This window comes from Gammaproteobacteria bacterium (genome assembly GCA_013816845.1).
In the GTDB taxonomy this organism is placed as follows: domain Bacteria; phylum Pseudomonadota; class Gammaproteobacteria; order DSM-16500; family DSM-16500; genus Aquicella.
This window is the reverse complement of the sequence record JACDDU010000004.1, coordinates 326488-339404: the sequence shown is the minus strand read 5'-3', so window position 1 is coordinate 339404 and position 12917 is coordinate 326488. Positions and strand designations below refer to the sequence as shown.

The 12917-nt window shown below is 39.3% G+C and carries 7 protein-coding genes; 6 read left to right on the top strand and 1 reads right to left on the bottom strand.

Translation table 11 applies throughout. The features are described from left to right. Nucleotides 1–55 precede the first annotated feature (55 nt). Nucleotides 56–1699, top strand: coding sequence for a right-handed parallel beta-helix repeat-containing protein (locus tag H0W64_09665; protein MBA3661985.1), 1644 nt, complete (start codon nucleotides 56–58; stop codon nucleotides 1697–1699). Nucleotides 1700–1758: 59 nt separating this feature from the next. On the opposite strand, the gene H0W64_09660 is transcribed toward H0W64_09665, so the two are convergent. Then, entirely contained in the window at nucleotides 1759–3195 is a 1437-nt protein-coding gene (locus tag H0W64_09660) for a mannose-1-phosphate guanylyltransferase/mannose-6-phosphate isomerase (protein ID MBA3661984.1), read from the bottom strand. Between the two features lie 166 nt (nucleotides 3196–3361). Here H0W64_09660 and H0W64_09655 point away from each other — a divergent pair, with 166 nt between their 5' ends. The 5 genes from H0W64_09655 (at nucleotide 3362) to H0W64_09635 (ending at nucleotide 12911) form a co-directional block, all read left to right on the top strand. Further along, nucleotides 3362–4501: an HlyD family efflux transporter periplasmic adaptor subunit gene (locus H0W64_09655; protein ID MBA3661983.1), complete on the top strand. Its 1140-nt coding sequence runs from the start codon at nucleotides 3362–3364 to the stop codon at nucleotides 4499–4501. A gap of 34 nt (nucleotides 4502–4535) precedes the next feature. Further along, nucleotides 4536–5852, top strand: coding sequence for a UDP-glucose/GDP-mannose dehydrogenase family protein (locus H0W64_09650; GenBank protein MBA3661982.1), 1317 nt, complete (start codon nucleotides 4536–4538; stop codon nucleotides 5850–5852). Between the two features lie 10 nt (nucleotides 5853–5862). Further along, nucleotides 5863–6951 (top strand): alginate lyase family protein, encoded by a 1089-nt coding sequence (locus H0W64_09645; protein MBA3661981.1) that lies wholly within the window; start codon nucleotides 5863–5865, stop codon nucleotides 6949–6951. Between the two features lie 4 nt (nucleotides 6952–6955). Beyond that, on the top strand, nucleotides 6956–8521 hold the full coding sequence (locus tag H0W64_09640) for a right-handed parallel beta-helix repeat-containing protein (protein MBA3661980.1): 1566 nt from the start codon (nucleotides 6956–6958) through the stop codon (nucleotides 8519–8521). A 142-nt stretch (nucleotides 8522–8663) separates the two neighbouring features. After that, nucleotides 8664–12911 carry a DEAD/DEAH box helicase gene (locus H0W64_09635; GenBank protein ID MBA3661979.1) on the top strand — a complete coding sequence of 1416 codons (4248 nt, stop codon included), beginning with the start codon at nucleotides 8664–8666 and terminating at the stop codon, nucleotides 12909–12911. Nucleotides 12912–12917 lie beyond the last annotated feature (6 nt).

The window sequence follows — 12917 nt, the reverse complement described above, 5'->3', positions numbered from 1 at the left end:
ATCGTATCAGACAGATCGCTACAATCCTCTATTCTAAACCAAGGAAGGGACTTATATGAAAAAAATTCTCAATCCATTGAGGTCTAGCAGTGTAATGCGAAGTACAATAATTATTTGTGCGCCCTTTTTATTTTCGCAAGCCTTATTCGCAACTCCCATTCACCATGCATATGAAGACTTAGGAAGTTTAACGAATCTACAAACAGTAAAAAATAAAGGTGAAAATTATTATAAGTTTAAAATTCCTTATGCAACGCCAGTTAGTGTTTTTTTTAATGGCTTAAGTGCTGGTTATACGGTGGAGATTCTGGATAGTAAAGGTGTGGTGATTGGTAAATCAACGAATCGCGGCACAAAGTGGAATAGTCCTTCTGAAAGCGGCACAACGGATGGTGCTGTCGTTCTTCCTTTACAACCTGGCTATTTCTTTGTACATGTCGAACCCGCTGATGTTATTCCTGGCGATATATACCGAGTAAGCGATTCAAGTTATACCCTCAATCTCATTCCTGACAATGCCCCTAATACGATTGTTGTTGCTGCAAGCAATAGTGTCAAAGTCGGCAAACCTCAAATTATTGCAACGGGCCGTCATGATAATAAAGCGATTAATCAAGCGATCCAATGGATTGGTAATTTAGGAGGAGGACGCGTACTACTAAGACCCGGTACCTACAGTATTAATAACAATATCAAAGCGACGGTAGACAATCTTACTTTAATGGGCACAGGTTGGAGTACAGTCTTGAAGCTTGTTGATCAAGCCAAACTTGAAGGTGCAGGCTTAATCCGTTCACGTTTTATTGAAGACAGTAAGAATCATGCTAAAGACCATTTCTCTAATCAACATTTCATGCATATGGTTTTGGATGGCAATAAAGTCGGCAATCCATTTTTTATTACCAGTGTTGGCAATTACGGAACTTATGCTGATAGTAGTTTTGAAGATATACGCGCGCATGATTTTCCTCGCTATGGCTTAGATCCGCATGAAAGTATCTATGAAACAACTCCTTTAGTTAAAAATAATTTAGCAAGCGCAACTGTGCATCTGACCATTAAAGATTCTCTTATTGATCATAATGGACAAGATGGAATTATTTTTGAAAAAACTACTGATTCAACTATTAGAGATAACATTATCGATGCTAACGGTCGACATGGGGTGAATATTGTCGCGGAATCGATAAAGAATGTTATAAAAAATAATGTCATTACCAATAATGAAGTGAACGGGATTACCATACAACCCGGAGCTGATTTGTATCGAACTTCAAATGATAACCAATTGAAGGAAAATACTTTAAATCATAATGGTAAGAATGGGGTTTATGTATATCGTAGTAGTAATACAAGAATTGAGAAAAACACAATCAAGTTTAACGGCTGGTATGGTATTCATTTTCGAGCTGCATCAACTAATCAAATTATCGAAAATGAATTAGCTGATAACTCACGCGTAAAAGAGGGCGAGTACGGTGGCATCAATTTATCAGGTGATCATTCCGTTTATTCCACCCAAAATAAAATTTGGAACAATTACCTTCGCACTTCAGCATTAACAGCCTATAAATTTGGTATTGTGGAGCATGATGCAATGAATGATTATAACGAAGTTGTTAATAATACTTTGCATAACATTAAAAAGCCTATTCGTTTGATGGGGCCTCACTCTGTAGCTAAGGATAACGAAGTATAAGTAGTAACAGGGTAATACAATTGGGTTGGTTATAATGTCTTATAACCAACCCATTTTTTTTAAACTGTAACCCGTCCGTATAAATCATCGTAACGTTTAATATCATCTTCGCCCAAATAATCACCGACCTGAACCTCAATCAACACTAATTCTTCATCTGCTGAATTGGTGATTCGGTGTTTATTATTTTGCGGTATGTAAACGGATTTATTTTTTGTTAATATTGTAATTTCCTCACCATTAATGATAGTCGCCTCACCTTCCACGATAACCCAGTGTTCGCATCGATGAACATGTGATTGCAATGATAATGAGGCACCGGGATGCACGCTAATGCGCTTAACTTTAAAATTTTCACCCTGATCAAGTATGGAGTATGAACCCCACGGTCTTTCAACGGTTAAATGTTGAAAATAAGTTTCGTGTGATTGCTTACGTAGCATTTGAACTACATTTTTGACTTCTTGCGAACGATTAAGTTCTGAAATAAGTAAGGCATCTTTCGTATCGATAACGACTAAATTGCGTAAACCAATGGCTGCAACTAATTTATCACTATGGATATAGGTATTATGGGAGTCAATCATTAAGGCATCCCCAACGACTGCATTGCCCTGTTCGTCTGCAGCATGTAAATTTTTATAAGCGGACCATGAGCCAATATCCTGCCAATCAAATGCACCGGGAACCACAACTATTTTTTTTGATTTTTCAAGGACAGCATAATCAAGTGAAATGTCTTCTAACTTTTCAAATTGGACGGGGTCAAATTGAAAAGTATTATTGTCACCCCGTTTTACATGGTGCCAGCACTCTATTGCTTTTTCTAAAATGGTGGGGGCAAGTTGTTGAAATTCTTTCATTAACGTTTTGACTTGAAAACAAAAAATACCTGAATTCCATAAGTGTTGTTGGCCTGCGAAAAATTGTTTGGCTATCTCAAGATTAGGTTTTTCAACGAACCGTTTAACCGAAAAAACTTTTTGGTCATCTAAATCACGTCCACATTCTATGTAGCCAAAACCAGTTTCTGCGTGCGAAGGTTTAATTCCAATGGTAACCAAGTAACCACTTTGCGCAGAAAAAATTGCTTGATGACATACCGTCTGAAAGGCTTGAATATCAACAATTAAATGATCTGCAGGCAAAACAATTAAGATTGCTTCCTCCCCATACGTTTCAAGGACTTTAAGTAAAGCAAGCGCACTTGCAGAAGCAGTGTTTTTTCCAAAGGGTTCAAGTAAAAAACTTTGCTTGGGTCGTAGATGCTCGGCACAAATAAATTTGGCATACTCAGGCATGCTCTTAAGATAATAATCTTTATTTGTAATCGTTATGATTTCAGTCACATCAGGCAGGCTGCAAGCCCGCTCAAATGTTTTATGCAATAAACTATTCCCATCAGGCATTTTCAAAAATGGTTTGGGATGGAGCACACGTGAGAGGGGCCATAAACGGGTTCCAGCGCCGCCGGATAAAATGACAGGTATCAGCATAAGCATTCCGTTGCACTTGTTGAAGGTTAATTAAAAGTAATTAATTTTTAACGCTTTGCTAACACCCGCATAAACGTTAGAATCGAAGGGGTGTATTGAATAGCCTAACAAGCAATTCAGACTGAAGGCAAGTGATCGATTTGTAAACCTAAGGGTTGGAATAGAAATGGATTTGAAATTGCTACCACATTTCACTAAGCGTTTTACACCTGCCTCACTCTATAGTTTGTCAGGAATTATATTATTAATTATACTTTTATTATCATTTAATACTTACATCTTGCATTTAAAAGTTACGACTGCCGTCATTGCGGCGACAATAGAACCCATTCATGCGCCACTCAGTGGTTATATTAGCCACGTCTATATTAAACAGAATCAAGTTATCACTAAAGGAAGTCCGCTTGCTAAAGTTGAAAATAATGACATTGAAAAAGATTTGCAAATGGCCAAGTTGGCTTTTGAAGAGGCGCAGTGTACAGTAGATTATTATCAGACCTTACTCCGCAATGAACAAGACCGATTAAAGTTATATCAACAAGTCGGTCAAAATCGCATTGCGGCCGCGAATGCAACTGTGGATATCGCTAAAGCTGAATACACAACAACTAAAAAACAATTTGGTCGATTACAACCGTTATTTAAAAAACGTTATTTAAGCCAGTCCGATTGGGATATTGTTGAAGCAAAACTTCGAACCGCTGATGATAAATTAAAAAACGTCACGGCTTTAATGCATCTTGAGCATGATGCATTACAATCTGTTGATAAAGGAATTTATTTTACGGGTAATAAAGTGGAAGGGCGCATTCAAGATTTGGAGGCTGAAATTGTTGCTGCTAAAAAGAAGTTAAGTATCAATCGAGCGCGCGTAGAAATGTATACTCAGTTTGCGCAAAAATTTGTTATCACTGCACCCTTTACCGGTAGAGTTGTGCAACTGTTTAAACGCGAAGGCAGCGTAATAGAAAACACCAAACCGTTACTTTTGTTACAAGAAATGGGGGCAAAGAAACAAATCGTTGCTTATCTTACACAAAATGAAGTTACCCATTTGCGCATGCGTGCGCGTGTTAAAGTGTATGTCCCTGCATTGAATCAAATATTTCATGGCAAAGTAGTAGAAATTAATCGTACGCATGGTTTTGTTGATGAAGTAAATGCTCAATATCGTTTTCGTGAACTGGGTATTGATCGCAGTGCCCAAGTGACCATTGAATTGCAAAATAGCGCTGCAAAAAACAATAAAGTAATGGCGGGTTTGCCGGCAATTGTTTATTTTTCACGGTCTTTCAATCTTTTTTAATTTCATGATTCACATACTTTAGAGGGAGATGATAGTGAAGATAAGTATTTTTGGTTTAGGTTATGTAGGATCAGTTTCAGCCGCGGTCCTTGCTGATATGGGGCATCACGTGATTGGTGTGGATCCCAATCAAATGAAAGTTGCAATGATTAATCAGGGTCAAGCATTAATTGTTGAACCTGAGCTTGCTGAAATGACTAAAGAGGCTGTGCAAAAACAAATGTTACGGGCGACTACTGAGGCAAAAGAAGCTGTACTTGGTAGTGAGTTAACTTTTGTTTGTGTGGGTACGCCCAGTCAAAAAGATCATAGTCTTGATTTACAATATGTAAAGCAAGTAAGTCAAGCCATTGGTGATGCTTTGAAAGATAAACAAGAACATCACGTCATTGCTTATCGCAGTACCATGTTGCCGGGATCAATGCGTCAAATTGTAATTCCAATACTAGAAGCTGCCTCGCAAAAAAAAGCTCATCAAGATTTTAGTGTTTGCTTTAATCCTGAATTTATGATGGAAAGTACTGCAGTTCATGATTTTAAACATCCGCCGAAGAATGTCATTGGAACCGACGACCAAGTTGCAATTGATATGCTGACTCAATTAAATCGCGCTTGTACTAATATGGATACGATCGTAATGGATCTGGAAGGGGCCGAATTAATTAAATATTGCGATAATATTTGGCACGCGCTTAAGGTAGGTTTTGCAAATGAAATTGGCAAAATGTGTAAAACGTTAAAAATTGATAGCCATCAAGTTATGGAAGTGTTTTGTCAAGATACTAAACTTAATTTATCGCCTTACTATCTCAAGCCTGGGTTTGCTTTTGGTGGTTCGTGTCTTCCTAAGGATTTGCGTGCATTTTTATTTGCTGCAAAAAAACTTAATATTGATTTGCCCATTATCAATGCTGTGTTACCAAGTAATCAATTACATATCAATGAAGCGCTTGATATGATTATTCATCAGGGTAATAAAAAAATTGGCATCTTAGGCTTTAGCTTCAAAGCTAACACCGATGATTTGCGCGAAAGTCCTACCGTTGAATTGATTGAACGTTTGATCGGCAAAGGGTACGAATTAACTCTTTTTGATAAAAACGTCGCTACAGCAAAATTAATAGGGGCAAATCGCGACTATATCTTGAAGCATATTCCACATATTTCTGAATTAATGGTGGATAGTATTGAAGAAGTTTTGCATCGTTCTAATACTATTGTGATTGGTAATAATGCTCAAGAATTCGCGCAAGTTGTTACGAATATTAAAGACGAGCATGTCATTATTGATTTGGTGAGAATTCAAAAAACGCCACCCCAATCTTCGCAATATCATGGCATTTGTTGGTAAGGAAGATTTTGTGTTTAAATTTTTTGTTTTGGGATGCAGTTTATTATTATTCAATTTAACTGCATTCGCGCAGGAGAAGTGCGTTCCACTCTTGTGGCCAACCACGTCGTTGCTCTATGAAGATGTAAACCACGCTCAAGTTTTTAGTGTTTTAAAAAAACAAGCAGATAAGGCAATGCATAGTCCTTCGCAAGCGATCGAAATACTTGCAAGTGCTGGCATAACCAATATTACTGATAAAAAATTGCAAAACTCAAGACGTGTCATGCGGGAAGCGGATCAAGCTGCCGTCCTTGCGCTGACGTATCGGTTAAGTAGTAATAAAGCCTACTTAGAAAAGGCACGTGAAATTTTATTGCTATGGTCTGCTAAAAATCATCCCACGGGCAATCCCATTAATGAAACGCGATTAGAAGGTTTAATTTGGGCTTATGACTTAATTGCTTGCCAACTCTCTAGCGCAGAGCAAATCCAAATCAAAACGTGGTTTACACAATTACGCAAAAAGAAAATGGCTTGGCATTTTGGTCCCGCTACGCGAATTAATAACCATCGCACCCATCAACTTAAAATGGTCTTACTATTAGATAAAGTTTTAGGACTTTCCCAGGATTTTCATGATGACATTAAATCATCTGAGCAGCATGCCGAAATTAATTTAGATCCTAAAACTGGACAATCTTATGATTATCACAACCGATCATCGTTATATTATCATCAGTATGATTTGCAACCGTGGCTTGAAATAAAACTTATCACTCAGCTTAATTTACCTGCCATTGATAAAGCTTATTACTTTATGCAAAATAAAATTCGAGCACATGAAATTAATGGCGAATTTAAAGATTCAAAAGCACCCATTGATGCATTGCGAGCAAAAGGAGGTTTTTCCTACGCAGTTGCTGGTAGTCAATTTGATATTAAGCGCGCCGCCCCTTCAATTCTAACTTTTTATACTCAACACTGTGCACCCATAGCGCCCGATATGTTAGCGATTGTTCGTTCCGCAAAACCCTCTCCTTGGCTTGCCTTTTTGCAAGCGCGACAAATGCTATGGCAGGCTTGTAAGACAGGTTCTTTATTAAATCTAAAGAGTTAATAAGATGCTTAAAAAATATTTTATTGCTATGACTTTAAATTTATATTTTGTCTCAACTTGTGTTTCGGCTACCGTATATCCACTTGGGATTTTAAATAACCATTATTCCGTGCAGCATCAAGGTAATAATTCATATCAATTAATATTGATACAACCCGATGTACTTAGCATTTTTTTAAATGGATTAAATGCAGGGTACACTATTGCGTTATACGATCAGAAAAATTTTCTTTTAGACAGTTCCAATTGCTTAGGTGTTGTGGATTATGCTTATAGGGGTCCGAAGCCAAAAGATGGACCTATTGTTCTTTTTTTAAAGCCAGGCAATTACACAATACAAGTTACACACTCTCCTATCCATCCAGCTCTGCGATACCGTAATACGGATATGACTTATACTTTAAATTTGCTTTTAGACCATGCCCCCAAAACACTTGTTGTTGCAGCAAGCGATAGCGCGGTGGTGGGGCAGCCCCTTTTATCCGGAAATGGAAAAAATGATACGCAGATGCTTAATGATGCAATAACTCTATTAAAAAAAATGCAAGGCGGTACACTTATACTTCGTCCTGGTACTTATCATATTAATGAAAGCATTCTGACAACACTAAACAATCTCACCGTAACGGGTACGGGATGGCGAACCGTACTGCGGCTTACTGATGGTGCTAAACTTTATCGAGCTGGCATTTTTAGATCGCGATTTATGGATAATGCTCCTAATGATAAACAGCGTTATTTCTCTAATCAGCATTTTATGCATTTAGCTATGGACGGTAATAAAATGTCTAAACCTTATTATCAAACAGCTGTAGGTAACTTTGGCACGTATCTAGATAGTAGTTTTGAAGATATTCATATGCATCATTTCCCGCGCTATGGATTTGATCCGCATGGTAATGATTTTGGTCCGACAACTACTAAACGTTTAACCATTAAAAACTGTCTCGCCGACCACAATGATGAAGACGGCATTGTTTGTGATACTTGTGCAGATTCTCTCATTCAAAATAATATTACCGACGCAAATGGTCGCCACGGTATTAATATTTGTACGGGTGCGTTAAATAATATTGTTGAACGAAATGTTGTGACGAATAATGGGGTCAATGGCATTACTGTCCAACCTGGTCAAGCCCATGGTTTGTTACTTTCAAATAATAATAAATTAAGTTTAAATTTTATTAGCAATAATTTACGTTCAGGGATTTATATTTATCACGGCCATTTAAACACCGTGCTCAACAATAAAATTGGCTACAGTGGCGAGAACGATATTCACGCACGCGCTGTAACAAATAATTTAATTCAGAATAATATGATTTATAACCAATCTGCGAGAGGCATGCTAAAAACTGCAATCTATCTCTCTGCCACTGATTTAGGCTCGACTTTCAATCAAATCATTTCCAATCATATTCAAGCGGCAAACAAAGGAACTTACGAATACGCTATCGCCGAGAGCTCTGGTGCTAATGATTACAACCTGTTTGCCGATAACCACTTACCTTACCCGCAAACTCCTATACGCGTGGTAGGAGTACATACGCAGACAAGAAATAATCAATAGGGGGTAAGATGCACAGCTTGATAAGCCGCGTATAAGCTCCTTAACCCTTAAATAGGTAAAAAGCTCCAAGGATCAGCTCAAAAATCAATCATAAGTTATAATATTGTTATATAATTTTCATATTCTAATTCGATGAGTACCCATGCCTTCTATAAACCCGGATCCATTAATTTGGGCACATCCTATCGTACGTGAATGGTTTATTAGCCATTTTCCCATGCCGACCGAGCCCCAAGTTGAGGGCTGGCCTTCCATTTTAAAGGGAGAATCGACACTCATTTCCGCTCCTACGGGCTCAGGAAAGACCTTGGCAGCCTTTTTTGTTTGCATTGAGCAATTGGTCCGGAAGGCTTTAGCGCAGGGTTTAGAGGATAAAACTGAGGTCCTCTACATTTCACCTTTAAAAGCTTTAAGCAACGACATCCAAAAAAATCTCCTTACCCCCTTGCACGGTATTACCTCCCTTGCAAGAACAAAGGGACTTTGCATTCAAGAAGTTCGAGCGGTAGTCCGAACCGGGGATACCTTGCCGCGTGATCGGCAAGCTATGCTTAAAAAACCACCACACATTTTAGTAACGACGCCAGAATCTTTGTATATCCTGTTAACATCCGCTAAAAGTCGCGAAATGCTTCGATCTGTCAAGACTGTGATTGTGGATGAAATTCATGCCGTAGCCGATGACAAACGGGGTTCGCATTTAGCTTTATCATTAGAGCGTCTTGAAGCTCTGGTCGAACAACCTCTTTTGAGAATAGGTTTATCTGCCACGCAAAAACCCATGGAAGTTGTCGCGCAATTTTTGGTAGGAGTGAAGAGACCCCTGCCAAAAATTGTCAATATTGGTCATACCAAACAATTAGAACTGACCCTTGAAGTACCTGATATTGAATTAGGGCCAGTTGCCAGTAATGAAATGTGGGATAACATTTACGATCGCATTGTTGAACTTTCTAATGAAAATCGTTCTACGCTTGTTTTTGTCAACACGCGACGTTTAGCTGAGCGGGTGGCTCATCATTTGGGCGAACGACTGGGTGAGGATAAAGTAGCTGCGCATCATGGGAGTTTATCACGCAAGTTGAGATTGCTTGCGGAGCATCGATTAAAAGAAGGTGAATTAAAAGTTTTAGTCGCCACTGCTTCTCTTGAATTAGGAATTGACATTGGCAGTATTGATTTAGTATGTCAGTTGGGTTCGCCGCGTGCCATCTCAGTTGCCTTGCAACGCGTTGGCCGTGCAGGTCATTGGCATGGTGCCATTTCGAAAGGTGCATTATTTGCAACAACGCGGGATGAATTAGTTGAGTGTGCAGCGGTCATTGAGGCGATTAAAGACGGAGAGCTTGATCAACTTATTATTCCGACTCAACCTTTAGATGTCTTAGCTCAACAAATTGTTGCAAGTTGCGTCAGTGAAGAATGGCAAGAAATAAAATTATTTGAATTGTTTAAGCAAGCTTATTCATATCGAGATTTAACTTTTGAAACATTTTTAACGGTCGTTAAAATGCTGTCAGAAGGTATAGCGGGCAGTCGAGGACGATACGGTGCATATTTATATCGTGATTCCATTCAAGGTTCGATTAAAGCGCGTCGTGGCGCCCGCATTACAGCAATTACCAGTGGGGGCGCAATTCCTGATAATGGTTTATTCACTGTAGTTGCTGAACCTCAGCAGAATATTGTCGGTACATTAGACGAAGATTTTGCAGTCGAGAGTAATCGTGGAGATATTATTTTATTGGGTTCCACTTCTTGGCAAATTAGACGCGTTGAATCTGCCTCAGGACGCGTGTTGGTTGAAGATGCGCACGGTGCTCCGCCCAGTGTACCTTTTTGGCGCGGTGAGGCCCCAGCGCGATCCTTAGAATTATCCCGTTATGTTTCTGATCTGCGGGAAAAGGTTAGCAATCAACTTGCTATTAGCATTAAAACTTTCCGTCATCAAGCAGATCATCCTGATATTAAAAACTGCATCACTTGGTTAAACAAGCATTGCGGTCTTAATCAGTCAGGTGCAGAACAATTGATTGAATATATTTTATTAGGTCGTGCTTTATTAGGCACTGTACCGACACAGCAAAAGTTAATTGCTGAGCGTTGCTTTGATGAAACGGGCGGGATGCAACTTATTATTCATTCACCTTTCGGAGCACGAATTAATAAAGCATGGGGACTTGCCTTGCGTAAAAAGTTTTGTCGTTCATTTAATTTTGAATTACAAGCTGCTGCGACGGATAACGGAATTAATATTTCTCTTGCGGAACAACATAGCTTCCCCTTAGGTGATGTATTTCATTTTTTACATACAAATACCTTGAAAAATGTCGTAACACAAGCCGTTTTGCAATCACCCCTCTTCATTACACGGTGGCGGTGGACTGCATCTCGCTCTTTAGCACTTTCGCGCTTTCGGTTTGGTAAAAAAGTTCCTCCCAACATTCAGCGTGCTTTGGCAGATGATTTATTGGCAGCAGTGTTTCCTGACGCATCAGCGTGCCAAGATAATTTAGCGGGACAAGATATTATTCCACCTGATCATCCTTTAGTTTTTGAAGCATTGAAAGATTCATTAACTGAGGCGATGGATATAGAAGGCTTGATGAGTGTTATTCAATCCATTCAAGATGAAACCATTCAATGTATTGCCGTGGATACGCCGACACCTTCGGCATTTGCGCATGAAATTTTAAACGCAAATCCTTACGCCTATTTAGACGATGCGCCGCTTGAAGAAAGGCGTGCACGTGCAATTGAAATGCGTCGCATGCTGCCAGAAACGCTTTTGCAAGAAGTGGGTCAGTTGGATGAATCTGCAATTGAGCTAGTCATGCATGATGCTAAGCCTGACATTCGATCAGCAGAAGAGTTGCATGATGTTATGCAAACTTTAATTGCTCTACCTCAGACCTTCACTGAGAGTGATCCTGACTTTCAACATTGGCAAGGATTGATGCATGAATTAACGCAGCGTCAAACAGGTGTTATTGCCTATGAACAAGGCATATGTATGTGGATGGCTGTTGAGAAAGTTGAAACTTTTAAACAAATATATCCTCAAGCCATTTTCCCTCGCTCGCCCATTCCTGTTGAACAAACTATTCCACAACGCGAAGATGCTTTACTTGATTTACTACGCGGATGGCTCTTACATCTTGGCCCTACGCGTGCCGATAAGCTGAGCAATCTTTTATATCTTAGCATTTCTGAAATTGATGCAATCCTGTTACGTCTTGAAGCCACAGGGTTAATTCTTCGTGGGCAATTTACCCATGATGTTTCTGCTCTGGAATGGTGTGAGCGACGCTTATTGGCGAGAATTCATAAATTGACTGTGGGGCGATTACGTCAAGAAATTGCTCCCGTTCCAAGCGCGACTTTTATGCGTTGGCTTTGCCAATGGCAGCATTTGACTTCGGATTCTCAACTGCAGGGCGAACAAGGATTGCTAAATATTATTCGTCAATTACAAGGATTTGAAATTCCTGCCAATCGCTGGGAAAGACAAATTTTTTCAAAACGATTACTTGATTATCAAATGAGTATGTTGGATCAACTTTGTTTAACAGGCGTTGTGGGCTGGGGCCGCTTGTCTTCACATCCGCTTATGCTTGATGAACATCATGATACTACCAAAAAAATTGCGGCAAATAGCAGTATTCCAATAACTTTTTTCTTACGGGAGCAAGCTGCTAATCTCATCTTAAAAAAACCAAAGGTGACGGAAAATTTAGAGCAATTAAGTTTTATTGCCTTATCAATTTATGAATTTTTACAGCAAAAGGGTGCTTCTTTTTTTCCTGACATTCTGTATGGGGTTAAGCATTTAGCTGCAGAAGTTGAACAAGGATTATGGGAGCTTGTTGCAGCGGGTTTAATCACTGCAGATGGTTTTGATAATTTGCGTTCTCTTATCGATAAACGTCGCCGTTTACGTAAAGGCAGACGTAGCCGTTTTACTTTAGCTTCGGGTGCCCGTTGGTCTTTACTGCAAGCTTATGGCACTGATGAAATAACAGCAAAGCAATTGGAAGCCACGTGCTGGCAGCTTTTAACTCGCTATGGTGTTGTATTTCGGGATTTAATTGTTAGAGAGAAAAATTTACCACGGTGGCGGGATTTATTAATGACGTTTCGTCGTTTGGAAGATCGAGGTGAGATTCGCGGTGGACGTTTCGTGAGTGGTTTTTTAGGGGAACAATTTGCCCTTCCTAGCGCAGTTGAATCATTGCGTATTTGTCACAAATCAACTCCTGATGACCATGTCATTACCCTCACGTCAGCCGATCCCCTTAATTTAGTCGGTATCCTTCTTCCAGGGGAACGCGTCGCTGTTAATTCGAAAGTAAAAATCCGTTTAAAAAACGGTGTAGTTGTCGAAGAATGATTTCTT